Annotated in this window: 22 protein-coding genes; 12 read left to right on the forward strand and 10 right to left on the reverse strand. The window is 67.2% G+C overall.

Going from position 1 to position 23,611, the window contains the following annotated elements; translation table 11 throughout:
- Positions 1–89 precede the first annotated feature (89 nt).
- Together ATC04_RS04335 and hrpB are read left to right on the forward strand one after the other, a co-directional pair.
- Complete coding sequence (locus ATC04_RS04335) at positions 90–875, forward strand: alpha/beta hydrolase (RefSeq protein WP_052772588.1); 786 nt, start codon at positions 90–92, stop codon at positions 873–875.
- Positions 872–3,445 (forward strand): ATP-dependent helicase HrpB, encoded by a 2,574-nt coding sequence (gene hrpB / locus ATC04_RS04340; RefSeq protein ID WP_060616995.1) that lies wholly within the window; start codon positions 872–874, stop codon positions 3,443–3,445. Before ATC04_RS04335 ends, hrpB begins: the two co-directional genes overlap by 4 nt.
- A 59-nt stretch (positions 3,446–3,504) precedes the next feature.
- Here the strand turns inward: hrpB and ATC04_RS04345 are convergent, their stop codons facing one another.
- Both ATC04_RS04345 and ATC04_RS04350 read right to left on the reverse strand, forming a co-directional pair.
- Complete coding sequence (locus ATC04_RS04345; RefSeq protein WP_047119973.1) at positions 3,505–4,737, reverse strand: acyl-CoA dehydrogenase family protein; 1,233 nt, start codon at positions 4,735–4,737, stop codon at positions 3,505–3,507.
- Positions 4,738–4,849: 112 nt separating this feature from the next.
- Positions 4,850–5,539, reverse strand: a complete 690-nt coding sequence (locus tag ATC04_RS04350; RefSeq protein ID WP_047119972.1) for a TetR family transcriptional regulator — start codon at positions 5,537–5,539, stop codon at positions 4,850–4,852.
- A gap of 153 nt (positions 5,540–5,692) precedes the next feature.
- On the opposite strand from ATC04_RS04350, the gene ATC04_RS04355 reads away from it, so the two are divergent.
- Positions 5,693–6,127 carry a hypothetical protein gene (locus tag ATC04_RS04355; RefSeq protein WP_113608156.1) on the forward strand — a complete coding sequence of 145 codons (435 nt, stop codon included), beginning with the start codon at positions 5,693–5,695 and terminating at the stop codon, positions 6,125–6,127.
- A gap of 101 nt (positions 6,128–6,228) precedes the next feature.
- Entirely contained in the window at positions 6,229–6,468 is a 240-nt protein-coding gene (locus ATC04_RS04360) for a YtxH domain-containing protein (protein ID WP_047119971.1), read from the forward strand.
- A gap of 131 nt (positions 6,469–6,599) precedes the next feature.
- Here the strand turns inward: ATC04_RS04360 and ATC04_RS04365 are convergent, their stop codons facing one another.
- From ATC04_RS04365 to ATC04_RS04375, 3 genes are all read right to left on the reverse strand, one after another.
- A complete protein-coding gene (locus tag ATC04_RS04365) occupies positions 6,600–8,063 on the reverse strand; it encodes an MFS transporter (RefSeq protein ID WP_047119970.1) in 1,464 nt (487 codons plus the stop codon).
- 61 nt (positions 8,064–8,124) lie between these two features.
- Positions 8,125–9,123 (reverse strand): PhzF family phenazine biosynthesis protein, encoded by a 999-nt coding sequence (locus ATC04_RS04370; RefSeq protein WP_231735905.1) that lies wholly within the window; start codon positions 9,121–9,123, stop codon positions 8,125–8,127.
- 94 nt (positions 9,124–9,217) lie between these two features.
- Positions 9,218–9,757, reverse strand: coding sequence for a hypothetical protein (locus tag ATC04_RS04375; RefSeq protein ID WP_229777435.1), 540 nt, complete (start codon positions 9,755–9,757; stop codon positions 9,218–9,220).
- 204 nt (positions 9,758–9,961) lie between these two features.
- Here ATC04_RS04375 and ATC04_RS04380 point away from each other — a divergent pair, with 204 nt between their 5' ends.
- Positions 9,962–11,059 carry a mechanosensitive ion channel family protein gene (locus ATC04_RS04380; RefSeq protein ID WP_052772477.1) on the forward strand — a complete coding sequence of 366 codons (1,098 nt, stop codon included), beginning with the start codon at positions 9,962–9,964 and terminating at the stop codon, positions 11,057–11,059.
- A 95-nt stretch (positions 11,060–11,154) separates the two neighbouring features.
- On the opposite strand, the gene ATC04_RS04385 is transcribed toward ATC04_RS04380, so the two are convergent.
- Both ATC04_RS04385 and ATC04_RS04390 read right to left on the reverse strand, forming a co-directional pair.
- Positions 11,155–11,799, reverse strand: a complete 645-nt coding sequence (locus ATC04_RS04385) for a YqaJ viral recombinase family protein (RefSeq protein ID WP_231735906.1) — start codon at positions 11,797–11,799, stop codon at positions 11,155–11,157.
- Between the two features lie 64 nt (positions 11,800–11,863).
- A complete protein-coding gene (locus tag ATC04_RS04390; RefSeq protein WP_052772476.1) occupies positions 11,864–12,124 on the reverse strand; it encodes a hypothetical protein in 261 nt (86 codons plus the stop codon).
- Between the two features lie 130 nt (positions 12,125–12,254).
- On the opposite strand from ATC04_RS04390, the gene ATC04_RS04395 reads away from it, so the two are divergent.
- The 3 genes from ATC04_RS04395 (at position 12,255) to ATC04_RS04405 (ending at position 15,558) form a co-directional block, all read left to right on the forward strand.
- A complete protein-coding gene (locus tag ATC04_RS04395) occupies positions 12,255–12,992 on the forward strand; it encodes an ABC transporter ATP-binding protein (RefSeq protein WP_047119965.1) in 738 nt (245 codons plus the stop codon).
- Positions 12,989–14,314: an FtsX-like permease family protein gene (locus tag ATC04_RS04400; protein WP_047119964.1), complete on the forward strand. Its 1,326-nt coding sequence runs from the start codon at positions 12,989–12,991 to the stop codon at positions 14,312–14,314. The genes ATC04_RS04395 and ATC04_RS04400 overlap by 4 nt, the downstream gene beginning before the upstream one ends.
- A gap of 188 nt (positions 14,315–14,502) precedes the next feature.
- A complete protein-coding gene (locus tag ATC04_RS04405) occupies positions 14,503–15,558 on the forward strand; it encodes an ABC transporter substrate-binding protein (protein WP_047119963.1) in 1,056 nt (351 codons plus the stop codon).
- A 3-nt stretch (positions 15,559–15,561) separates the two neighbouring features.
- Here ATC04_RS04405 and ATC04_RS04410 read toward each other — a convergent pair whose 3' ends face one another.
- Positions 15,562–16,359 (reverse strand): MBL fold metallo-hydrolase, encoded by a 798-nt coding sequence (locus ATC04_RS04410; RefSeq protein WP_047119962.1) that lies wholly within the window; start codon positions 16,357–16,359, stop codon positions 15,562–15,564.
- A gap of 20 nt (positions 16,360–16,379) precedes the next feature.
- Here ATC04_RS04410 and ATC04_RS04415 point away from each other — a divergent pair, with 20 nt between their 5' ends.
- Genes ATC04_RS04415 through ATC04_RS04425 form a run of 3 tightly spaced genes read left to right on the forward strand, consistent with a single transcriptional unit; the run spans position 16,380 to position 20,425 of the window.
- Positions 16,380–17,429, forward strand: a complete 1,050-nt coding sequence (locus ATC04_RS04415; protein WP_047119961.1) for an iron ABC transporter permease — start codon at positions 16,380–16,382, stop codon at positions 17,427–17,429.
- The gene (locus ATC04_RS04420) at positions 17,426–18,484 is read left to right on the forward strand and encodes an iron ABC transporter permease (protein WP_052772475.1); all 1,059 of its coding nucleotides are present in this window, start codon (positions 17,426–17,428) and stop codon (positions 18,482–18,484) included. Before ATC04_RS04415 ends, ATC04_RS04420 begins: the two co-directional genes overlap by 4 nt.
- Positions 18,485–18,487: 3 nt before the next feature.
- The gene (locus ATC04_RS04425; RefSeq protein ID WP_047119960.1) at positions 18,488–20,425 is read left to right on the forward strand and encodes an SIP domain-containing protein; all 1,938 of its coding nucleotides are present in this window, start codon (positions 18,488–18,490) and stop codon (positions 20,423–20,425) included.
- An 88-nt stretch (positions 20,426–20,513) separates the two neighbouring features.
- Here the strand turns inward: ATC04_RS04425 and ATC04_RS04430 are convergent, their stop codons facing one another.
- Positions 20,514–21,002 carry a MarR family transcriptional regulator gene (locus ATC04_RS04430; protein WP_047119959.1) on the reverse strand — a complete coding sequence of 163 codons (489 nt, stop codon included), beginning with the start codon at positions 21,000–21,002 and terminating at the stop codon, positions 20,514–20,516.
- Between the two features lie 111 nt (positions 21,003–21,113).
- On the opposite strand from ATC04_RS04430, the gene ATC04_RS04435 reads away from it, so the two are divergent.
- Positions 21,114–22,949, forward strand: a complete 1,836-nt coding sequence (locus ATC04_RS04435) for an ABC transporter ATP-binding protein (RefSeq protein WP_047119958.1) — start codon at positions 21,114–21,116, stop codon at positions 22,947–22,949.
- On the opposite strand, the gene ATC04_RS04440 is transcribed toward ATC04_RS04435, so the two are convergent.
- Positions 22,946–23,470 carry a MarR family winged helix-turn-helix transcriptional regulator gene (locus tag ATC04_RS04440; RefSeq protein ID WP_047119957.1) on the reverse strand — a complete coding sequence of 175 codons (525 nt, stop codon included), beginning with the start codon at positions 23,468–23,470 and terminating at the stop codon, positions 22,946–22,948. The genes ATC04_RS04435 and ATC04_RS04440 overlap by 4 nt on opposite strands.
- Positions 23,471–23,611 lie beyond the last annotated feature (141 nt).

Raw genomic sequence — 23,611 nt, forward strand, 5'->3', positions numbered from 1 at the left:
GTTCTCCTTCTAGCCCAGGTTGTCGAGGGCTGGGAAGGACAGGCGATTTCCTTCGGAGGAAAGGAAGGGATTTAATCGAGGGTATGCCGATGATCAAGAACCCCGCTGACGGTGCAGAAATCTTCTTCGACGACGATGCTGCCGATGGCGAGCCGATCCTGTACCTGCACGGTTCCGCCCTTTCGCGATCCATCTGGCGCGGTCTGGGCTACACCAAGACCTTGGGCGCGGGTCATCGCAACATCCGGATGGACCTGCGCGGCCACGGCCGCTCCTCCAAGTCCCACGACGTCGCCGACTACACGATGGAAAAGGTTATGGGGGACATCCATGCGCTCCTGGACCATCTCGGCCTGGAATCCGTCCACGTGGTCGGGTACTCGTTCGGCGCGCGCACCGGGCTGCATCTGGCGATGACCTCTCCGGCCTCGGTGCTGTCGTTGATCATGCTCGGCGGCACCTTCGAAATCACCCCGGGCGAAATCGGCAAGCTCTTTTTCCCCGGCTACCTCCAGGTGCTGCGCGACGGGGACATTGAAGGCTTCGTCACCGGCCAGGAAACGCGCGGACGCCTGGATCCCGCCACCCGGATGGCGTTCAAGTCCAACGACCCGCTGGCCCTGGCCGCCTACTACGAGGCGGCGGAAACGGTCCAGAACGTCGAGCTGGCCGAGCTGGCCCAGATCCGCGTCCCGACGCTGCTGCTGATCGGCACCCGCGACCAGCCGCGCTTCGACCAGAACAAGATCATGGCCCACACGTTGCCTAACGCGCGCATGGTCGCGCTGCCCGGGCGCACCCACGGCAGCACGCTGTTCCCCATCGAACCGGTGGTCCAAGCCATCGAGTCCTTCTGGAACGGCCGACGGCGATGAGTTCCGCGCTGTTCGACCTCGACGCGGTCTCCCGCGGCCTGGCCTTCGGCCCGAGCCGCCACGAGCTGTTCAACAGCGTCAAGGCCGACCCGGCCCAGCCGCTGGTGATCCAGGCACCGCCGGGATCCGGCAAAACGACCATCGTGCCGCCCACCGCGGCCAATGCGCTGGCAGGCCGCGGGCTTGATGGACGGGTCGTCGTCACCCAGCCGCGCCGCGTGGCAGCACGCGCCGCGGCCCGGCGCCTGGCGCAGCTCGACGGCTCCAAGCTCGGGGACCGGGTGGGCTTCTCCGTGCGCGGCGAACGCATGCTCAGCGACCGCACCAAGATCGAATTCGCCACCGCGGGCCTGATGCTGCGCCGCCTGCTGGCCGACCCGGACCTGGATGGCGTCAGCGCGCTGATCATCGACGAGGTCCACGAGCGCTCCATTGACACAGACCTGCTGCTGGCCATGGCCAACCAGGTCTCCGAACTGCGCGACGACCTGAGCTTGGTGGTCATGAGCGCCACCCTGCACGCGCAGGAGCTCTCCCAGCTGCTCGCCCGGGACGCCCCGGCACCGGTGCTCAGCGCCCAGAGCGCCCAGTTCCCGGTCCAGGAACTGTTCGATAGCTTCTCCGGCCAGCGCAATACCGAGCGCGGGCTCTCCCACGACTACCTGAGGCATGTGGCCCGCAGCGCGCTCAAGCACTCCGAGCTGGCTAACCGCGCTGCCGGGCAGCCGGTGGACACCCTGGTGTTCCTGCCCGGCGCCGGGGAGGTGCAGCGGGTCTGCTCGTACCTCGAAGCCTCCGGCGCGCGCAGCTTCGCGCTGCACTCGCAGATCTCTTCCCGCGAGCAGGACTCGATCCTCGGCGTCCCCGACGTTGCGGAACCTGCGCGCATCATCGTGTCCACCTCCATCGCCGAATCCTCGGTGACCGTGCCGCGGGTGCACCTGGTGGTGGATGCAGGCTACTCCCGGGAACCGCGCCGTGACGAAGGCCGCGGTTTCAGCGGCCTGGTCACTGTGGTGTCAAGCCGTGCCGCCGCCACCCAACGGGCCGGCCGCGCCGGACGCCTGGGACCCGGCACGGTGGTGCGCACCCTGGATGCGAAGTCCTTCGCCGCGGCCCCGGCGCACTCGACCCCCGAGATCCGCACCGCGGACCTGGTGGACGCCGGGCTGACCCTGGCCGCCTGGGGAGCTCCACGCGGGGAAGGACTGTCCATGTGGGAGCAACCTCCGGCCGCGACCATGCGCGCCGACCAGCAGGTGCTCCACGCGCTGGACGCCGTGGACGAATCCGGCCGGATCACCGCGCTGGGCGAACGCATGTCCAAGATCCCCACCGATCCCCGTACCGCCAGGGCGCTGCTGGAAGGCACCGCGCGCTTCGGCGCGAAGGCCGCCGCAGAGGTGGTCGCGATGCTGGCGGGGTCCGAACGGGTGGCCAGCGCCGACCTCGGCGAGCTGCTCGCGGCGCTGCGGCGCACCTCCCACCCCGGGCACCGCAGTTGGGCCCGGGAGGCCAAGCGGCTGGCCGCGCTGGCCCCGGCAGGGAAAGACGGCAACGCGGCCCGGCCGCAGGCGGCGGCGGACGCCGTGGCTGGGATCTGCGCACTGGCCTATCCGCAGTGGATCGCGCGCCGCATGGGGCCGGCCGAATACCTGCTGGCCTCCGGCACCAGGGCCTCGCTGCCGCGCGGCAGCCATCTGGAGCATTTCGAATACCTGGCGGTGGCCGAGGTCTCCCGCACCGGCGGGGGCGCGATGATCCGCAAGGCCGCGGGCATCGACTTCGATACGGCCTGCGAGCTGCTGCCGCAAATGCACCGGATCCGCGACACCGCGCAGCTGCTCGACGGCAGGATCAGCGCCCGCAGGATCGAGTCCTTCGGCGAGATCGAACTGTCTTCCAAGCCGATCAAGGTGACCGGGGAGCTGGGGCTGCAGGCGGCGCAGGCAGCGCTCGCCGAGCAGGGCCTGGCGGTGTTCGGGACGCAAGAAGGTTTCGAGGCGCTGCGCCGGCGGATGGCGGTGGCGCACCGGCTGCTGGGCGAGCCCTTCGCCCCGATGGACGAGGCCTCGCTGATCGCCCGCGCCGAGGACTGGCTGACCCCGGCGCTGCGCCAGCTGGCCGCCGGCAAGAGCGCGGCGAAGATCGAGCTGCATTCCGCGCTGCGCACGCTGTTGCCCTGGGAGCACGCCCACGACTTCGATGAGCTGGTGCCGCAGCGCCTGCAGGTGCCCTCCGGATCGCGGATCACCGTGGCCTACCCGCCGGTGGGCGACGCCGGACCGGCGGTGGTCTCGGTGAAGCTGCAGGAATGCTTCGGGATGGAGAAGTCGCCCAAGCTGGTGCGCCAGAAGCTGCCGGTGCAGTTCCACCTGCTCTCGCCCGCGGGACGGCCGCTGGCGGTCACCGACGACCTGGTCAGCTTCTTCAACGGCCCCTATGCGCAGGTCCGCTCCGAAATGCGTGGGCGCTATCCGCGCCACCCCTGGCCGGAGAACCCCTGGGAGCACGTGGCGACCGCGTCGACCAAGAACAGGCTGAAGCGCGAGGCCGGAGGCAACGCTTAAAGCGAGCCGGGCCCCGCGCGAGGTGCGCGGAGCCCGGAAACCGGTGTGCCGTAGGCGGCTTAGGCGAAGGCGGAGATGCCGGTGATGTCGCGGCCCATGATCAGGGCCTGGACGGTCTCGGTGCCTTCGTAGGTGTGGATTGCCTCCACATCGGCGAAGTGGCGCGCCACGCGGTTGCTGGTCAGGATGCCGTTGCCGCCCAGCAGGTCCCGGGCGTTGGAGGCGATCGATCGCGTGGTGCGGGTCGCGGTGTATTTGGCCAGCGAAGCCTGCGGGCCGGTCAGCTCGCCGGATGCTTCGCGCTTGGTGGCCTGCATGACCAGCAGCTGGATGGTGGCCAGCTCGGACTGCATGCGCGCCAGGCGCTCCTGCACGATCTGGCTGGCGGCCAGCGGGCGGCCGAACTGGATGCGCTGCTTGGCGTAGTTCACCGCGCTTTCGTAGCAGGCCGTGGCGTGCCCCACGGCGGCCCAGGCGACACCCAGGCGGGTCGCGAACAGCACGCGCGAGGTGTCCTTGAAGCTCTTGGCCTCGGGCAGCACGTCCTCGTCGGGGACGAAGACCTCGTCCATGCGGATGTGCGCCTGCCAGATGGCGCGCAGAGAGAGCTTGTTCTCGATGTTGGCGGCCTGGTATCCCTCGGCCTCCTGGTGGACAATGAAGCCGCGGACCTTGCCCTCCTCGTCGCGGGCCCACACGATGGACACCCCGCCGATGGAGCCGTTGCCGATCCACTTCTTTTCGCCGCTCAGGGCGTAGCCGCCCTCGACCTTGCGCGCTGCGGTCTCCAGCGACACCGAGTCCGAACCATGGGTCGGCTCGGTCAGCGCGAAGGCGCCGGGCAGCTCGCCGGCGAGCATCGGCATGCCGTACTTGGCGATCTGCTCCGGGCTGCCGCAGTAGATGACCGAACGCAGGGCCAGGCCGCCCTGCACGCCGATGATCGTGGCCACCGAGCCGTCGCCGCGGGCCATCTCCATATTGATCAGGCCAGCGGCCAGCGGGCTCATCTCCTGGCGGCCCTCGATCGCCAGGCCGTCGCGCAGCAGATCGGCGTCGCCCAGCTTCTTGACCAGGTGCAGCGGGTAGTCGGCCTTGTCCCAGTACTCGTGGATGTCGTCCTTGACCTCGTCGAGCACGAACTTGCGGGCCTTGGCGCGCCAGGCCGCGTCAGCCTCGGACAGCTCGGAGAAGATGCCGGTGGGATCGATGTTGACCCCGTCTGACCACAGGTCGTATTGCGGCTCGGTGACTCCGGAAGGGAAGGCGAAACCGGTCTGCTGCTGGGTCATGTGGGCGCTCCTTAGGGGCCTGGGAGAAAATGTTCTACCTCAAGCGTAGTGGAACGCAGTGTCATGTCAAGATACTAGGTTTCAAATGTGGTGTGTTGCGTCGGAGACGAGGTCAGTGCTGGCGTTCTCGCAGCGCCTTGGCGACGGCGTCCAGGATCGACTGCTCGTCCGCGCCGGCGGGCAGCACTGAAACCACCACGCTCGGGGCGGCGCTGGCTGGTTTGCGCAATTCGTCGTTCGGATTGAGCACGTCGGAGAAGCGTTCAAGGAAGATCAAAACGTCGTGGGCGAGCTTCGTGCGGTCGGTGCTGTGCGGCTCGCGCAGCCACATGCGCAGGTGGTCGTTGTGGATCGCCACCAGGCCGGCGCTGATCCCCAGTCCCAGGGCGTGGGCGGCCGGGGTGGACACCAGATCGCGGCGGGCCAGGAACTGGTAGAACGCCCGTTCGTAGCGATGCGTGGATACCAGTTCGCGCTCGCGCAGCGAAGGCACCGAGGACAGCAGCTTGTGGCGCAATTGGGCGGCCTCCGGATTGGCCGTGTACTGGTCGAAAACCACGTGCGCGGCATCGATCAGCGTCTGCGTGGCATCCACGGAGGACGCGGCAAGGGTCGTTTCGACATGCGTGATGATCATTTCCTGATCCGCGAACACCATGTTCTCCTTGGAGCCGAAACGGCGGAAAAAGGTTGAACGCGAGATTCCCGCCGCGGTCGCCAACTCGTCGACACTCGTGGCATCGAAGCCTTGGGTGATCAGCAGATTCAGGGCGGCGGAAGGCACGGCGGAGGAGGGGATCATGATTCAAAAATCTAGCATGATTCCCGCAGCGGGATTCTTGCCCTTGGCTGAAAACGACACGCAAAAGATTGTGAACACCCAAGTCGATGACTACGCTGAGCAACAAGGCAACCCGTTCGGGCGGCCAATGACGAACCTAAGGAATGAGGCCCCATGGGAATCTCGATCGCAAACGCAGCGCTACGTTTGGTCAGTGGCGCATTCATTCTCAATAGCGGCATCAACAAGCTGCGTCTGGACGAGGCCAGCGCCGCAGGCCTGCAGCAGATGGCGGCCAACGGCGTCCCGCAGCTGGGCGAAATGGAGCCGGCGGCCTTTGGCAAGATGCTCTCGATCGGAGAGATCTCGCTGGGCAGCGCGCTGCTGTTGCCCCTGATTCCTTCGCGGCTCGCCGGCCTGGGGCTGGGAGCGTTCTCCGGAGTCATCCTGGCTTCCTATCTGCGCACCCCGGGGCTCACCGAATCCGACGGCATCCGCCCGACCCAGGACGGCACGGCCCTCGCCAAGGACGTCTGGCTTGCGGGCATGGCAGTGGCGCTGATTTTCGGGCGTCGTTCGACCAAGAAGGCCAAGAACAAGAAGAAGTAATTCGCCAAAGTTCTTGGGTGCCCCGGAGCGACAGCATAAGTTGATACTTGGGCTACTAATTTTCCGTGGTCACAACCGATTCTAGTGATGAGGAGAGTTGCATGGGTTTCTTGGATGATGCGAAGAAGAAGCTGGGCGAGGCCGTCGAGAACGTGAAGGAATTCGCGGAGGACGCTACGGAGAACGTGAAGGAGTTCGCCGAGGACGCGACGGAAAATGTCAAGGAGTTCGCCGCCGGCGCCACCGAGAACGTCAAGGAGTTCGCCAACGACGCGCAGGAGAAGATCGGCGAGAAGGTCGAGGAATTCAAGGGCGGCAACAAGCCGAACGGCGAAGCCTGAACCTGTTTTTCGGCATTGTCCTGATCAAATTTTTTGATCAGGAATCGAGCAGAACATACTGCCCCTGGCCACGAGTACGAACTCGTGTCCAGGGGCGGTGTGCGTGAAGCGAGGTTTAGCCAGCGGGGGCGTTATCCGCGCAGCTTCCTCTCCGACGGATGCGACTTGAAGAAGAGCACCGAGAAGATCGCGGCCAGTGCCACGATGCCAGGCAGCATCAGCGCCTGGCCCAGCCCGACCGAGGTGGCTTCGAAGATCGCGGACTGGTCGGCGGGCTGATTCAGTTCACCGATCTGCGCGGTGATCCTCGAATCCATCATGAACGCGATCAGCGCCGATCCCAGCACCGAACCGATCTGCCTGGTCGTGTTGTAGATGCCGGAGCCTGCGCCCGCATCGACGGCGGTCAGGTCCCGGGTGGCGGCCAGCGAGAGCGAAGGCCAGATCATGGCCGAGCCGAAGCCCTGGATCGCGGAAGGAATCAGCAGCAGCCATAGCGGAATATCGGCGTGCATCATCAACGCGTAGGCGATGGTCCCGCCGCCCATCAGGAAGAAGCCTGGCAGGGCGAAGGTACGCGGGTTGAACTTGTTGATGTGCTTGCCGATCATCGGCGCCATGATGATGCCTACCACGGCCATGGGGGAGATCATCAGCGCGGACTCGGTCGGGGTCAGTCCGCGGACTTCCTGGAGGAAGAACACCATGGGCAGGCTGATGGTGGCGATCGCCAGGCCCATGAAGGTGATCGCGATATTCGCCAGCGAGAAGTTGCGCACCGTGAACAGGCGCAGCGGGACCAGCGGCTCGGCCTTGGTCTTGGACTGCCACCAGACGAACAGCGCCATCATCAGGATGCCGAAGATGATCAGGTGCCAGGCGCTGATCGGGCCGATGAACGGCTCCCAGTTGGTCGCGTCGCCTTCCTGGATGCCGTAGACGAGGCTGAACATGCCGATGGCGGACAGCGCCACGCCGATCCAGTCGAAGGAGTGCGCCTGCGGCTTGAGCTTGGGCACGAACTTGAACACCATGGCGATGCTGACCACGGCGATCGGGATGTTGATGAAGAAGATCCATTCCCAGCCGGCCGAGTCGACCAGCAGGCCGCCGGCGATCGGTCCGACCAGCGAGGCGATGCCGGCCACCGCGCCCCACACTCCCATGGCCGCTCCGCGGTGGGCATAGGGGAACAGGCGGGTGATCATGGTCATGGACTGCGGCGAGATCAGGGCGGCGCCCAGCCCCTGGACGGCGCGGGCCAGGATCAGTGAGGCCAGCGACGTGGACAGGCCGCTCCACAGCGAGGCGATGGTGAAGATGACCATGCCCAGCAGGTAGATGTTGCGCGGGCCGAAGCGGTCGCCCAGCCGCCCGGTGACCAGCAGCGGCACCGCAAAGGTCAGCAGGTAGGCGCTGTTGATCCACAGGATGCTGGAGATGTCGGAGTCCAGGTCCTCCATGATCGCCGGCATGGCCGTATGGACGATGGTGGTGTCGAGAAGGATCATGAAGAAGCCGATGACCAGCGCCCAGAGGGCGTTCCACGCGGCTTTCTTGTTGAATTCAGTGGGGGTGTTCGCTGTTTGTGGCACTGGTCAAGACTAGTGCGTTCGGGCGCAATGCGAAATAAATAGGAAGACTATTGAAGCTGAATCAGTCGAAGCTCACAGTTCCGCAGACCCTGGTCACCACGTCGCCGCTGACCCAGACGCCCTGGTCGTCGGCCTCGACGTGCAGGATCGCATCGCGTCCCACCCGGGTGCCCTGGCGCACCGTGTAGCGCTGCGGGGCGTAGCCGGTCTCGGTCAGCCAGACGCCGAAGGCGGCGTTCAGGCTGCCGGTGGCGGGGTCCTCGGGGACGGCTTCGCCGGGAACGAAGTTGCGGACCTCGAAATCCGCCGGCGGCTGCATCACCACGGAGCCGAACCGTTCCTCGGAGCGTTCGAGGTCCGAGGAGTCCAGCGGGAGCAGCTCCTCGCGGGTGCCTGCCAGGCGCGGCAGGACCGACTGGCGCGGTTGCCAGCTGCCGTTGGAGACGCTGGATGCGGTGTACGGGCCGATGACTCCGACTTCGAGGCCTTCCAAGGCGTCGAAATCCGGTTCGATGGCCAGCACCACGTCGGCGTCGCGCAGCACCAGGCCTGCCGGCTGGGGGCCGTTGACCAGCCAGGAATGGTCGATGACGTCCTCGGGCTGCAGGCCCAGGCCGGAGATTGCCCACTGCAGGACGTCGGGCTCCAGCGGGCCCGAACGGGTTAGCGGGGGAGCGAGGAAGGCGATGCGCTGGGAGTGCTCGGCGGTGCCTTTCCGCTCGACGCGCAGCCGGATCAAGCCGCTGCGGCACTCCTGGATCAGGGAGCCGCTGGGGCCCGGTTCGCCGCCGGATTCCAGCCAGGCGTGGGCGGCCCCGAGCGTGGGATGGCCGGCGAAGGGCAGCTCCGTCGTCGGGGTGAAAATGCGGATCGCGTAGTCAGCCTCCTCCTCGGTCGGCTCGACGAAGAACACGGTCTCGGCCATATTGACCCACTTGGCGAAACGCTGCATCTGGTCGTCGCTGAGATGGTCGGCGTCGAAGACCACGGCCAAGCCGTTGCCGTTGAATTCGGTGGCCGCAAAAACGTCAACCTGCTGATAGGCAAATGTGCTGCTCATACATAGCATCGTGGCACATTCGTCAGCAGGTTGACGGGGTGTTACGCGGAACGTCATGCAAAAAGTGCCGAACCGCACCGAATATTTTTTGCGGTCACCACTGGTGGGCGACGTCGATCACGAGCCGGGAGGATGTCCCCGGGCCGTTGAGCAGGAATGCACGCATCGGAAGCCGTGCCCGGGTGGAGACGCCGAGCAGGGTTTCCCCTTCGAAGCTTCCCAGCCAGACCTGCTGCTTGAACGTCTTGTAGTTCAGGGTCTTGACCTGGGCACCTGGATTGTACGAGGTGCTTGCCGGGGCATGGAGCTGGATCTGCAGCTTCGCCCCGCCGGTGGTCTTCACTTCAATTCCGGAAGCGATGCCGACGAACTTGTCGACGTACTTCACGGTGTAGCCGGCCGGCTTGGACTTCAGGTCGATGACCATGCGGTCGTAGCACGTGTGCTGGCCGGTGCGCACGTTGGTCAGGGCGGACGTGGTGGACAAGGTCTTGGTCTTGGCCAAGGAACCCCAGTAAACGGTTGCGCAGGTCGAGGCTGCGGTGGAGGTGGGTACTGCTACTGCTGCGGGCGTCATTGCCAGCATGGCTGCCGTCGCCGTGGCGGCGACGATTCCGAATTTTGTTCGGCGCACGGTGATCACCGGCTTTCTGTGGTTGCGCCAGCCGGCCGATTCACGTGGCCGGTCACACTACTAAAGCGCCGCGGCCGGGGAAAAGGCAAGAGTCTGGAGAAAACGGAACGATACCGATATTGATCTGTGACGGAGGCCGAGAAGTTCGGAATGACACAAGCGGCTACACAGCTCCCGGCCAGAGCCCTATGACATGCTTTAAGGATGACTCCAACACCTACCGCACCCATCGACGAAACTGTTGAAGATGTCATTCAGGCCTCAAGCTTCCTACCCGAATCGTTGCAATTCTGGGTGGTTATAGCTATTGGTGCAGTCGTTGCCGGGATCCTGACGGTCGTCTTCAGCGGCGTCGCGCGCCGCATCCTTTCGCGCATGGGCATTCCGGCCGGGACCGTGAAACCGACCAGGACTCCGTTCTTCGCCACGATGACCTCGATCGTCGTCAAATCGGTGTTCTCGATCTTCTACCGGGACAGGCCCTGGTACAACGCCTGGCAGTTTGTCATCCTCGCCTTGCTGATCTTCTTCCTCACCTGGTTCATCATCAGCGTCGTCAAGGTCATCGAGACCTCGGTGCTGACCCGGGTGGAAGTCAGGTTCGGTCCGGGACGCAAGCTGGCCAAGGTGCGCACCCAGGTGGGCCTGCTGCGCCGGGTGCTGACCGCGGTGCTGTGTGTGCTGGCGATCGGGGCGGTGCTCCTGTCCATCGAGCAGGTCAGGGCGCTGGGCGCCGGTATTCTCGCCTCCGCCGGCCTGGCTTCGGTGGTTGTCGGCCTGGCCGTGCAGTCCACGTTGGCCAATGTCTTCGCCGGCATCCAGATCGCGTTCACCGATTCGATCCGCGTGGAGGACACCGTGGTGGTGGAAGAAGAACGCGGCACGGTCGAGGAAATCACCCTGTCCTACGTGGTGGTGCTGCTGCTGGACGGGCGTCGCATGATCCTGCCTTCCACCTACTTCACCACCACCCCGTTCGAGAACTGGTCGCGCCGCAGCAGCGAGATCTCCGGCAATGTGGTGCTGCAGCTGAAGCTGAACGCCCCGATCGAGTACCTGCGCCAGCGCACCACCGAACTGCTTGAATCCTCCGATTGGTGGGACGGCCGCACCAATGCCCTAAACGTGACCGACGTCCAGGGCGGCCTGCAGACATTGACCATATTTTTATCGGCGCGCAACCCCTCGGACCTGTGGGAGCTGCGCAACATGGTCCGCGAGAAGCTGCTGGGCGAACTGGTGCAGAGCTATCCCGAATGCCTGCCGGATCCGCGCACGCTGCCAAACGCCCCGACCGTGTAGCGATATATGCAGATGGCCCCGTGGAACCGCCGCTTCTGCGGTGCGTTCCACGGGGCCAGTGCGGCTACGAGCACGGCTGAGGCGGCCGGCCTGGACTAGAGCCGCAGCGCGGCCGGCCCGTAGTCGTTGTAGCGCTGCTGCCGGGCGGTGGCGTCGCGCAGGGCCGAGATCAGCGACTCGGCCTTGTCGATCAGGTCCCGGATGAGGTCGTCATCGCGTTCGACCCACAGGTACTCCGGGGTGTCGCGCAGCGGGACGAAGTTGTCGTGCTCCTCCCAGACGAACAGGGTGCGCTCGGCACCGATGACGTGCTGCTGCCAGAGCACCTGGCGCAGGTAGTTCTTCGGGATCTTCTTGAACGGCTTGTTGGTGGTCTTGATTTCCGCGAGCACCGGCACCCCTGCCGCGTCGAACCCGAGGCCGTCGGGGGTGGCCAAGTGCAGTCGGGAGTGCTGGGCGTGGAACAGCTGGGTGGAAGGGAAGATGTTGAAGTTCTCCTGGACCCAGGCGGCGATCACCGGCTCGCGCTTGCGGCCGTGGTCCGTGTAGGGGTTCCCGGAGAAGCCGTTGCCGTAGAGCTTGTCCCATGCGGCGTTCTTGATCGACTTCTCGGTGGAAAGCTTGGCCACGTCGGTCGCGGTGATGCCCTGCGACCGGGCCCGGAGCCACTCGATGCGGTTGGACGAATCGGCGAGAACTCGTTCGAAGCATTCATGGCTGACACCGGGCACTGTAATCACGTGCTCTATTCTCCCCCACAAAAGGAGCGCAACCGTGCATCTGCGCATCCAATCCCGCGTGAGGCTAGTCGCTGGCGCGGGCGATGGCGGCCAGCAGCTGGTTCAGGGTGGGCGGCTGCCCGCCGCGGAACCGCTCCTGCCCGTCGACCAGCAGGCGGATCACCGGGGTCGAAGTGATGCCCAGCTCCTCGCCGCGCCGCACCTGCTCGACCACGTTGATTTCCTCGACCTCCAGGTCCGGCAGCAGCCGCTGGACGCGGCGGACCAGCGACCTGGTGCTGACGCAGGGCGCGCAGAACGGCTGCGAGTACAGTTCCAGCTTCATGGATCCGGTGTTCCTCCTGCCGGGGGATGGAGCGCGAGGCGCGGGCCTCATACCAGGGTATGTGCCCGGGCCGGCCGGTTTCGCTCCCCGAGACGATGCGCCCGGCCGCCGACATTGAAAACATGGAAGCATGCTAGAAAATTCCTTGGGACGCCCGGCAGTCATCTCCGCCCGCGGCCTGTACCGCAACTTCGGCAGCACCGCTGCCCTGGACAACGTGAACCTCGACATCCAGCTGGGCCAGTCGCTGGCCATCATGGGCCCGTCGGGATCCGGCAAGTCCACCCTGCTGCACGCGCTGGCCGGAATCGACCTGCCGGACTCCGGGCAGATCACGCTGAATTTGCCGGGGAGCGCCCCGGTGCAGATCGAATCGCTCAAGGACAAGCCCCGCACCAAGCTGCGCCGCGAGGCCTTCGGCTTCGTATTCCAATCCGGGCTGCTGATCCCGGAGCTGACAGCCATCGAGAACGTGGCCATGGCGCTGATGATCAACGCGGTGCCGCGTTCCAACGCGATGGACCGCGCCGCCCGGGCGCTGGCGCAGCTGGGGCTGGCGGGCATGGAGGAGCGCCGCATCGGGCAGCTCTCCGGCGGCCAGCAGCAGCGTGTGGCCATCGCCCGCGCCCAGGTGACCGGCGCCAGCGTGGTCTTCGCCGACGAGCCGACCGGAGCGCTGGACTCGGCCACCGGCGCCGAGGTGCTGGAAACCCTGCTGGACTGCACCGTCGGCGCCGGCAAGTCGCTGGTCATGGTCACCCACGACCGCACGGTGGCCGAACGCTGCGACCGGATCGTGCACCTGAGCGACGGCCGGTTGCTGGACGGCACGGCGCGCCAGGAGCGCCAGGCAGGAGCCTGGTCATGAATTCGGTGCACCTGGCCTGGATGCTGGGCCGTCCCTCCTCGACGCGCAGCTCGTCGCAGATCCTGACCGTCAGCGCCTACGCCATGGTCAGCGCGATGCTGCTGATCGTGCTGGGCGGCGCCTACTCGTTCACCAGCTTCGAACGCGAAGTCCAGGCGACCTACCTGCCGCTGGCGGGATTCGCGGTGGTGCTGCTGGCCGTGCCGCTGATGGTGCTCGGCTCGGCCGCTGCCCGGCTGTCGGCGCGCACGCAGGACCGCGCGTTGTCCTCTCTGCGGCTGCTGGGCGCGACCGGCGGCCAGATCCGCAGCGTCTCGCTGCTGCAGGCCGCCGGCACCGCCTTGGCCGGGGCCTTGGCGGGCGTGGTGCTGTACCTGGCCTCCTCGCCGCTGGTGGCGATGATCCGCTTCCAGGGCGCGCCGCTGGGTGACGCCATCTACCTGCCCTGGTGGGCGGTGGCCATCGCGGTGGTGGTCATCGTGCTGCTGGCGGTGATCAGCTCGCTGGCCGGGCTGCGCAAGCTCATCATCACCCCGCTGGCCGTGGCCACCCGGCAAAGCGTGCCGGTGCCCAGCTGGATCCGGGTGCTGGTCACGGTGGGCTCGGTGGCGCTGCTCTACTTCGTCTTCACCAACATCGGTGTGGTGAGCCAGGAATTCGGCACCATCATCGCGGTGATCATCCTGGGCTTCGGCTTCGGCCTGCTGGTGCTGAACCTGGCAGGGCCGTGGCTGGTGGCCACGGTCGGGCGGAGCAAGCTGAAGAAGGCGGTCAAGCCGGAGCAGCTGCTGGCGGCCCGCATGATCCTGGAGAACCCCGGCGAATCCTGGCGCCAGGTGTCAGGCGTCGCGATGGCCTCCTTCGTCGCCGTGGTCGGCGGCAGCGGGGCGGCGCTGATGAGCATGGGCAACGGTCAGGAGTCGACCGGCACCTGGTTCGACTACCTGCCGCAGGACATCCTCACCGGCGTGCTGCTGACCCTGGTTATTACTTTTGTTTGCGTGGCCGCGTCGGCCTCGATTTCGCAGAGCGCCAGCACCCTGGACCGCGCGGACCTCTACGACGGACTGCACAAGCTGGGCATGGGCTACGAGGTGATGAATGCGGCCCGTACCAAATCGCTGATGATCCCGGCGCTGACCGCTTCGATCGGCTTTGCCATCGCCTCGGTGGTGCTGGTCCTGCCGCTGGCCGGCGTTGCGGTGCTGATCAAGCCGCTGACGGTGCTGGTGGTCATCCTGGCCGTGGTGCTGGGCCTGGTGCTGATCCGCGCGGCCATCAGCGTGGCCAACCCCCGCCGGCTGCTCGCCGAGCGCGCCTAGCAGGTATTTCCGGGGCTCCAAGGTAGGGGACGGATACCCGAAAAGCCCAGATTTTCTCCGATTAGGGATTAACCGTGTTGCGTAATGCGGACGAAAACGCGTATTGTGACCTGTGGTTCGGGTAGGCATGCCTTACCTATTCGAATTCACAGTTCACGGAACCTCGCATAGTCTGGATAACCCCGCCCATGAATATCTCGCGCCGCACCGGCATCTTCGCCGCCTCCGCCGCCATCCTCGCCCTGAGCCTGACCGCCTGCGGCTCCAGCGCCGAACCCGGCGCCAATTCCTCGGCCGCGCCGTCGGCCTCGGCAGACTTCAGCCCGGTGACCATCAAGAACATCTACGGGGAAACCGAAATCACCGAGGTGCCGGAAACCATCGCGACCATCTCCTGGGTCAACGCCGACACCCTGCTGGCACTGGACACCGTGCCGGCCGGCATGGACACCGACACCTACGGGCAGAACGCCAACAACTCCACGGACTGGAAGGACGCCGCGCTGGCCGAGCTGGGCGCGTCCATCGGCTCCGAGAAGGCCCCGAAGCAGTTCGACATCGCCGACGGCATCGACTTCACCGGCATCGCCGAACTGAAGCCGGACGTCATCTTCGCCCCGTACTCGGGCATGACGCAGGAAGAATACGAAAAGCTGGAAAAGATCGCCAAGGTCGTCGGGCCGATCGAAGCCAACTACACTACCAGCTGGCAGGACGCCACCGAAGCGGCGGGCCAGATGCTGGGCAAGCAGGACCAGGCCACCGCCTTGATCTCGGAGATCGAGGGCAAGATGGCGGCCGTGGGGGACCAGAACCCGGTGCTGAAGGATTCCACCTTCATCGCGGCCGACCTCTCCTCGCCGGAGACCTCCTACGTGTACTCCACCGGGGACACCCGTCCGCGATTCCTGACCGCGCTGGGCATGAAGCAGGCGCCGTACGTGGATGAGAACGCCGCCAAGGACGCCTTCTACTTCACCGTCTCCCCGGAAAAGGTCAACGAATGGGACGCGGACGTCGTCTTCGCCTCCGCCGTGGCAGGAAACACCGTGGACGACATCGTCAAGGCCCAGCCGCTGTACGGCCAGATCCCCGCCGTGAAGAATGACGCGGTGGCCCTGCCGGGTACCGACCAGGCCACCTTGTCCATCTCCGCGGCCTCCCCGCTGTCCATCGAATGGGCGCTGGAGCACGTGGTGCCGAATATCGTGAAGGCCGCCGAGAACGCGGCGGCCGCCAAGTAGCCCTTAGGCAGTTCGCGACAAGTAGTGCAATTGCGCCTCAAGGGAATGACTCGCCGCGCCGGCCAGGCGCGGGTCAAGGTCGGGGTAGACCAGATCCAGCAGCTCTGCTGGCTTTGCGTCCGCCCCGGCCTTGCCGAGCTTCTCCAGCGCGGCGCGCACCTGGTTCAGCCGGTCCTCCCGGTGCGCCAGGTATCCCTCCAGCAGCGGGTGGGATTGCCGGTGCTGCTCGCCGTGGGCGGGATGCAGCGGCATGTCCGGCAGCTCCAGCAGGCGCTCCAGCGAGGACAGGTAGTCGTACAGCGTTCCATCGGGGTGCTCCAGGATGGTGGTGCCCCGGCCCAGCACGGTATCCCCGGTGAACAGGTGCTCCTCGGCGCCGATGCGCACAAAGCAGACCGAGTCCGAGGTATGCCCGGGAGTGAATTCCACCCGCACCGCGGTGCCGGCAGCCTCGATGGCCTCCCGGTCCGCGAACACCTCGGCCCCGCGGCAGAACTGCTCCAGGAAGGCACGCACCGGGGCCCCGGTCAGTTCGCTCAGGCGGTCGATGCCCTCGGTGTGGTCCGGATGGCGGTGCGTGATCAGCACCAGCTGCACGTCGTAGGCGGCCAGCGCCTGCAGGTGCGGCTCCAGCTCGGGGCCGGGATCGATCACGATCACCGGAGTCCCGGGCGCAAGGCTCGCCTCGGGGGCGAACAGCAGATAGGTATTGGTCCCGTCGAGCGTCATTTCCGAAGGGTTGTCGGCACGCAGCACGGCAATGCCGGGCGCCAGAACTGTGGGCGCAGAAACATGATCCATGACAACGAGTGTAGGAAGCAATGACCGCAACCGAAAGTACATTGCGCCCCGCAGCGCAACGTTCCGGCCCCGGGCTGGGAGGCAAACTCGGTGCCCTCGCGCTGCTGGTGCTGGTGCTGGCAGCTGCCGTCCTCGCTTCGCTGCTGCTCGGGGCCCGCAACGTCGGCCTGGACAGCGTGCTGGCCGCGTTGTCCAATGTCGACCCCGCAGACGGGGACCAAGTGGTGGTGCAATCACGAATGGCGCGCACCGTCGGGGCCATCGTGGTGGGCGCCGCCCTGGGCCTGGCCGGCGCCGGGTTGCAGGGGCTGACCCGCAACCCGCTGGCGGACACCGGGATCCTGGGCCTGAACGCCGGCTCCTCGCTGGCCGTGGTGGTTGTGGTCGCGCTCGCCGGGGCGGCCTCGCTGCCGCTGGTCATGGCGGCGGCCTTCCTCGGCGCGGCGCTGGTCATGACGCTGGTCTACGTGGTCGCCAGCGTGGGGCGCGAGGGCGCCACCCCGATCAAGCTCGCCCTGGGCGGTGCGGCGCTGGCCGTGGGCGTCGGCTCGATCACCAACACCATTCTGATGATCTCCAAGTCCACGCTGGATGAATTCCGCATGTGGCAGATCGGCTCGCTGTCCGGCGGAAGCCTGGAAACCTACCTGCTGGCAGTGCCGGTCATCGCCGTCGGCGCGCTGGTTGTGCTGTCCACCGCCCGCGCCTGCAACGCCGTGGCCATGGGCGAGGACACCGCGATCGCCCTGGGCATCAACGTGAACCGTGCGCGCCTGCTCGGCTCGGTCGGCGTGGTGCTGCTGGCCGGCACCGCCACCGCCGTGGCCGGGCCCATCGCCTTCGTCGGCCTGATGATCCCGCATGCGGTGCGCCTGCTGGTGGGCGGGGACTACCGCTGGATCATGCCCGCCAGCCTGCTTGCAGGGCCGATCCTGCTGCTGCTCGCGGACACCGCCGGACGGCTGGTCCTCCCGCCAAGCGAGATCCAGGTCGGTGTCATGTGCGCCATGCTCGGCGGGCCGATCTTCATCATCATGATGCGCAGCGGCATGAAGTCGGTGAAGCTATGAGCGCCATCGAGCAGTCCACGCGGCGGCACGAGCCGGGGCGGCCCACCGGCGTCGCGGCCCGCCGCTCCGCACGGGTGCGCATCGCGGCGCTGTGGATGCTCCTGGTGCTGCTGGCCACCGCCGCCGCCTACATCTTCTGGGGCCGCGACCGGCTCCCGGTGGACGAGGTCCTGCAGGTGCTGGGCGGGGCGAGCGTGCCCGGCACCAGCTTCATCCTCATGGAGGACCGGCTGCCGCGGCTGGTGGTCGGGGCGCTGGCCGGGGCCGGGCTGGGCATCTCCGGCGCGCTCTTCCAGCGCTGGCTGGGCAATCCGCTGGCCAGCCCCGACGTGATCGGCGTGGGCTTCGGCGCCTCGGCCGCCGCGATCGCCGCGATGATCGTCTTCGGCGTGAACGACTGGAAGCTGAGCGCCTTCGCGCTCGCCGGGGGCCTGGCCGTGGCCGCGGTGATCTACTGGCTGTCGGCCTCGGGTCAGCGCACCGGTTCCCGGCTGATCCTGGCCGGCCTGGCCATCGGGGCCATGCTGCAGGCGCTGATCCAGTTCCTGCTGACCCAGGCCGAGGTGAACACCGCCAGCGACGCGATGCGCTGGCTGACCGGTTCGCTGTCCGCCAGCACCTGGGAACGCGCGGCGGTGCTGGGCATCGGCCTCGGCGCGGCGGGAATCTTCCTGCTGCCGGTGGTGCTGCGGCAGCTGAAGCTGCTGGAGCTGGGCGAGGACGCCGCGGCGGCGCTGGGCTTGCACGTGGGACGGGCCCGCGTGCTGCTGGTCTTCACCGCGGTGGCCCTGGGTGCGATCCCCATCGCCGTCACCGGGCCGCTGGCCTTCGTTGCCTTCCTGGCCGGCCCGATCACCGCCGCGCTGTCCCGCTCTGCGATCCATGTGCCGCTCGCCGGGCTGACCGGTGCGACACTGGTAGTGGTCGCCAATTTCTTTGCCGCGAACCTGTTCGCGCAGATCAACCTGCCGGTGGGCGTTATCACCGGCGCATTCGGCGCACCGTTCCTCATTTGGGTGCTGGTGCGCGCCAACTCTACTGGAAACGGGGGATAACCCATGGCCACTTTGCAGGCTAGCGGGCTGACCTTGGCCTACGACAAGGTCACCATCGTCGATGAATTGTCACTGGACATCCCCGCCGGGCAGGTGAGCATCGTGGTCGGGGCCAACGGCTGCGGCAAGTCCACGCTGCTGCGCGCCCTGTCTCGGCTGCTGAAGCCGGCCGGGGGACAGGTGCTGCTGGACGGTGCGGACATCCACTCCAAGCCGGCCAAAGAGGTTGCAAAGACCCTGGGTCTGCTGCCGCAGTCGCCCACCGCCCCGGACGGGATCACCTCCCGCGAATTGATCAGCCGCGGCCGCTACCCGCACCAGGGCCTGTTCAAGCGCTTCTCGGCCGAGGACGAGGCGGCGGTGAACCGCGCCATGGAGCTGACCGGCACCGCCGGCCTGGCCGACCGCCCGGTGGACGAGCTCTCCGGCGGCCAGCGCCAGCGCGTATGGATCGCCATGGCCCTGGCCCAGGAAACCGACCTGCTGCTGCTCGACGAGCCCACCACCTTCCTGGACGTGGCCCACCAGCTGGAAGTGCTGGACGTGGTCAGCGAGCTGAACCGCACCCGCGGCATCACCGTGGTCATCGTGCTGCACGATCTGAACCTGGCAGCCCGCTACGCCGACTACCTGGTGGCGCTGAAGGACGGCAAGATCTACGCCGCCGGGCACCCCACCGAGGTGGTCACGGAGAAGACGGTCAAGGCGGTGTTCGGCATGCCCAGCCGCGTCATCCCGGACCCGGTGGCAGGCACCCCGCTGGTGCTGCCCATCGGCCGCCAGCGTGTGCTGCGCACCGAATCGGTGCTCGCCGCCAACGGCATCTTCCGCGGCGACGCGCCGGTCAACGAGCCGCGGGCGCTGGCCGAAGGCCTGGAGCAGGACTCCGCGGTGGTCGAGGAGGAGGCGCAGGCCGCCACCCGGGCCGTCGCCGAGGCGGACCCGAACCTCGCCCGCCCGGCGCGCGAGCATCTGCAGACCCTGGCCTTCCAGACCACGGTCCTGCGCAGCCAGCAGCTGTCCTCGTCCTTCCGCCGGCTCACCGTGGGCGGCGCGGACCTGGAGGACTTCGGCACCAACAGCCACCCGCTGGACATGCGCATCAAGCTGCTGCTGCCGCCGGAGGCAGGCTTCGGGCCGAACAGCGAAATCGCCAGCCTGCGCCCGGATGCGCTGACCAGCCCGGCCGAGCAGCTGGGCTGGTACCAGCGTTGGCTGGCCATCGACCCCGCGCAGCGCGGCTACATGCGCACCTACACCGTACGCGCGTTCCGCGAAGCCGGGCACCGCGACAACCTGGGGACGACCCCGGAGCTGGACATCGACTTCGTGCTGCACGGCAAGGTGGTGGACGGGCGGCTGCAGGGCGGTCCTGCCACCGAGTTCGGCGACCGCGCGCAGCCGGGCGACCCGCTGCTGCTGCTGGGTCCGAACAAGGCGTTGACCGACGACAGCTATGGCGGCATCGAATTCCGCCCGGGTGCCGCGTCCCGCATCGTGCTCGCCGGCGACGAGACCGCGGCCCCGGCCATCTGCGCGATCCTTGAATCGCTGCCGGCCAACGTCACCGGTCACGCGTTGATCGAGGTGCCGGAAACCACCGACATCCTGGGCACCACCACCCGCTCGGGCATTTCCGTGCAGTGGCTGACGCGCGGCACCGCGGAGCACGGCTCGCTGCTGCGCGACGCGGTCCGCGGCGCCGTGGCCATCCCGGGCGCCGGCGTGGTGCAGACCACCGCGGACCCGGAGGACATCAACGTGGACGAGGACATCCTGTGGGAAACCGGCCAGGCCCAGTCCGCCCCGTTCTACGCCTGGATCGCCGGGGAGGCTGGCACCGTGAAGGAGCTGCGCCGCTACCTGGTGCGCGACGCGGGCATCGACCGCAAGCAGGTGGCGTTCATGGGCTACTGGCGCCGGGGCAAGCAGGAGAACTAGCCTTCCTCCGCACGCTGGAAGGGGCTCCCGCCCGCCGGAAACATCGCCGGCAGGCGGGGGCCTCTGCGCATTCCACGCCGGGACGGGGTCAGTTGGCGGTCCGGTCTGCGGTGCCCGGCTTGCAGGTCCCGGCGCGCGGAGGGCGGGGGTTCTCTCGGTTCAGGATGCCCAGCAGGCGGGTGAGCTCCTCGCGGTCCTCGGCGCCGAGCTTGTCGAAGTAGCCGTCCATGCTGCTCTTGCGCAGCGCCGAGAGCTCGCCGAGCAGCTCCCGGCCGGCGTCGCTGAGCACAATCAAGGTAGCGCGGCGGTCGCCCGGATCCGGGGTGCGGAGCACCAGTGACTTGGCCGCGAGCTGGTCCACCACCTCGGTGGTCGAACGCGCAGCGATGTGCAGGCGCTCAGCCAGCTGGGAGTTGCGTAGCCCCTGCTCCTCGGCGCGGCCCAGGATGGACAGCACCCGGGACTGGTGCGGGGTGACGCCCGCGGGGATCAGGCTGTCGCGCCAGCGGCCGCGGATGGTCCGGGACGCCTGCAGGAATAGATCGGTCAAGTCAGGCTTGGACTCATCGGTGTGCATAGGGTCAAGGATAGTGTGTTTTCCCGAACAGTTTCAAGATGTAACCACATAGTGAGGTAACCTCTGCTATTCTGTAATCCACAGTGGAACAACCAGTGGAAGGGAGCACCCATGCACCCGATGGCGCCAATGGGCGGCGGAAGGCCGCCGGCTTCGGCGGCGCGCAGCGCCGACGACAAGAAGTGGCTGGCTGAGCACCCGGTCTCCGTCAAGCGCATCGCCGCGCTCTTCCGCCCGCATCTGGGCACGGTCATCGTGGTGGTGCTGCTGATCGTCGCCTCCTCGCTCATCGGACTGGCCCAGCCCTTCATCATCCGCGAGCTGATCGACGTCGCCATCCCGAACCGGGAGGTGGACTTGCTGCTCGCCGGCGCCGGGGGACTGGTGCTGATCGCCCTGGTCTCCTCGGTGCTGGAGGTGGTCCAGACCTGGCGCGCCACCCTGATGGGGCAGAGGGTCATGCACGGGCTGCGCACTGGGCTCTTCACCCACCTGCAGAAGCAGTCGCTGGGATTCTTCACCAACTCCAAATCAGGCGACGTGCAGTCGCGGCTTATCAACGACGTTGGCCAGATGCAGTCGGTGATCACGAACTCGGCGACCAGTATCGCCTCCAACCTGACCACCGTGGTCGCCACGGCCTGCGCCATGGTCGCGATCTCCTGGAAACTGAGCCTGATCTCCCTGGTGGTGCTGCCGCCGGCGATCATCCTGGCCCGGCAGACCGCCCGGCTGCGCCGCGCCGTCACGGGCCGGCGCCAGCGTGAAATGTCGAACCTGACCTCGCTGATCGAGGAACGCCTGAGCATCTCCGGGGTGCGGCTGTCCAAGATCATGGGCACCGGCGCCGCCGACGCGTCGGCTTTTGCGCAGTCCAGCCACCGGCTGATCGACCTTGAAATGAAAAGCGCGCTGGCCGGACGCTGGCGCATGGCGGCCATGAGCATCATCTTCGCGGTGATTCCCGCGGTCCTGTACCTGGTGGCGGGGCTGCCGGCCACCGGCGACGGGATGAGCATCGGCACGCTGGTGGCCTTCACCGGGCTGCAGGCAGGCATCTTCCGGCCTGTCATGGGGCTGATGCAGATCTCGGTGCAGTGGATCTCCGCGATGGCGCTGTTCGGCAGGGTCTTCGAATACCTGGATACCGACCAGGCGCTGCCGCTGCCCGAGCATCCGCGCCGGCTGGATCCCGCGGCGATGCGCGGGGAAGTGGTGCTGGAGCGGGTAGGTTTCCGCTACCCCGGGGCTGCCGCGCCGACGCTGGAGGCGCTGGACCTGGTGCTGGAACCGGGAACCATGACAGCGGTGGTCGGGGCGACCGGGTCGGGCAAATCCACCATGGGCTCGCTGCTTCCGCGGCTGCTGGATCCGACCTCGGGGCGGGTGCTGCTCGACGGGGTCGACCTGCGCGAGCTGGACCCCGAGCAGGTTTCCCGGGCGGTGTCGGTGGTGGCGCAGGAAAGCTACCTGCTGCACACCACGGTGCGCGAGAACCTGTTGTGGGCGGCGCCGGGGGCCAGCGAGGCCGAGCTGTGGCAGGCGCTGGAAGCGGCGCAGATCGCCGAGCTGATCCGCTCGCTGCCCGACGGGCTGGAAACCGCGGTGGGCCAGCGCGGACACCGCTTCTCCGGCGGGGAACAGCAGCGCCTTGCCATCGCGCGCACCATGCTGCGCCGGCCCAAGGTGCTGGTCCTCGACGAGGCGACCAGTGCGCTGGATACCGTCACCGAGGCGCTGGTGCAGCAGGCGCTGGACGAGCTGGCGGTCGGGCGCACTACGCTGCTGATCGCGCACCGGTTGAGCACGGTGCTGCGGGCCGACCGCATCGTGGTGCTCGATAGCGGGCGGATTGTCGAATCCGGAACCTTCGCCGAGCTGGTGGGGCAGGGCGGGCGCTTCGCCCGGCTCGTGGCGAACAGCGAGTTCGCCGACAGGGTCGGCTAGTCCTCTTCGCAGTCCTGCGGGCCGCCGGGGACGGACGCCTTGCAGGATGGGTCGGACTCGCAAGTCTCCAGGGCGCCGAGGATCTTGGGCAGCGCGGTTTCGAGCGCTGCGCGTTCGTGCTGGTCCAGCGAGTCGAACAGCTTTTCGCGGATGAAGGTGACGTGGCTCGGGGCGGCTTCGCGGATGGTCTTCCATCCGGCCTCTGTCAGTTCGATCTGCTGCCCGCGGCGGTCGGTTGAATCCGAGCAGCGGGTGATCATGCCCTTGGCTTCCATGCGGCGCAGCAGGTGGGACAGCCGCGAGCGGTCCCAGCGCAGGTTGTCGGCGATGTCTGCCGGGCGCAGGGAGGTGGCGGGTCCTTCGGAGAGCACCGCGAGCACCGAGTACTCGCCGGTCTGCATGCTCGAATCCACGCTCAACTGGCGGTCCATGGCGCTGGGGAACTGCCACAGGAACTCGCGGATAATCCGCCAGAGGGCCTGTTCCTTGTCATCGAGCCAGCGGGTCTCATCGGCAGCCATGCGTGGGCGCTCCTTCTCTACGTGGCGTACCCGGCATGCTGCGGGTCCGCACTCATTTGTTGACGTATCAATTATCTCTGGTATTGTTGGATTTAGCAAGAGTTGATGACGCATCAACTAAAGCGTTCGGCGCACGAACTT

This window comes from Arthrobacter sp. YC-RL1 (assembly GCF_001454985.1).
In the GTDB taxonomy this organism is placed as follows: Bacteria; Actinomycetota; Actinomycetes; order Actinomycetales; family Micrococcaceae; genus Glutamicibacter; species Glutamicibacter soli.

What these genes read in the sequence shown, in the direction of transcription:
- ATC04_RS04390 (WP_052772476.1), bottom strand. Translation starts at nt 12,124, where the DNA reads ATGAAGCTGGAACTGTACTCGCAGCCGTTCTGCGCGCCCTGCGTCAGC.
- ATC04_RS04410 (WP_047119962.1), bottom strand. Translation starts at nt 16,359, where the DNA reads ATGGATCATGTTTCTGCGCCCACAGTTCTGGCGCCCGGCATTGCCGTG.
- ATC04_RS04370 (WP_231735905.1), bottom strand. Translation starts at nt 9,123, where the DNA reads ATGAGCAGCACATTTGCCTATCAGCAGGTTGACGTTTTTGCGGCCACC.
- ATC04_RS04345 (WP_047119973.1), bottom strand. Translation starts at nt 4,737, where the DNA reads ATGACCCAGCAGCAGACCGGTTTCGCCTTCCCTTCCGGAGTCACCGAG.
- ATC04_RS04400 (WP_047119964.1), top strand. Translation starts at nt 12,989, where the DNA reads ATGAATTCGGTGCACCTGGCCTGGATGCTGGGCCGTCCCTCCTCGACG.
- ATC04_RS04430 (WP_047119959.1), bottom strand. Translation starts at nt 21,002, where the DNA reads ATGCACACCGATGAGTCCAAGCCTGACTTGACCGATCTATTCCTGCAG.
- ATC04_RS04415 (WP_047119961.1), top strand. Translation starts at nt 16,380, where the DNA reads ATGACCGCAACCGAAAGTACATTGCGCCCCGCAGCGCAACGTTCCGGC.
- ATC04_RS04350 (WP_047119972.1), bottom strand. Translation starts at nt 5,539, where the DNA reads ATGATCCCCTCCTCCGCCGTGCCTTCCGCCGCCCTGAATCTGCTGATC.
- ATC04_RS04355 (WP_113608156.1), top strand. Translation starts at nt 5,693, where the DNA reads ATGGGAATCTCGATCGCAAACGCAGCGCTACGTTTGGTCAGTGGCGCA.
- ATC04_RS04360 (WP_047119971.1), top strand. Translation starts at nt 6,229, where the DNA reads ATGGGTTTCTTGGATGATGCGAAGAAGAAGCTGGGCGAGGCCGTCGAG.
- ATC04_RS04380 (WP_052772477.1), top strand. Translation starts at nt 9,962, where the DNA reads ATGACTCCAACACCTACCGCACCCATCGACGAAACTGTTGAAGATGTC.
- ATC04_RS04405 (WP_047119963.1), top strand. Translation starts at nt 14,503, where the DNA reads ATGAATATCTCGCGCCGCACCGGCATCTTCGCCGCCTCCGCCGCCATC.
- ATC04_RS04435 (WP_047119958.1), top strand. Translation starts at nt 21,114, where the DNA reads ATGCACCCGATGGCGCCAATGGGCGGCGGAAGGCCGCCGGCTTCGGCG.
- ATC04_RS04425 (WP_047119960.1), top strand. Translation starts at nt 18,488, where the DNA reads ATGGCCACTTTGCAGGCTAGCGGGCTGACCTTGGCCTACGACAAGGTC.
- ATC04_RS04440 (WP_047119957.1), bottom strand. Translation starts at nt 23,470, where the DNA reads ATGGCTGCCGATGAGACCCGCTGGCTCGATGACAAGGAACAGGCCCTC.
- ATC04_RS04335 (WP_052772588.1), top strand. Translation starts at nt 90, where the DNA reads ATGATCAAGAACCCCGCTGACGGTGCAGAAATCTTCTTCGACGACGAT.
- ATC04_RS04420 (WP_052772475.1), top strand. Translation starts at nt 17,426, where the DNA reads ATGAGCGCCATCGAGCAGTCCACGCGGCGGCACGAGCCGGGGCGGCCC.
- ATC04_RS04395 (WP_047119965.1), top strand. Translation starts at nt 12,255, where the DNA reads ATGCTAGAAAATTCCTTGGGACGCCCGGCAGTCATCTCCGCCCGCGGC.
- hrpB (WP_060616995.1), top strand. Translation starts at nt 872, where the DNA reads ATGAGTTCCGCGCTGTTCGACCTCGACGCGGTCTCCCGCGGCCTGGCC.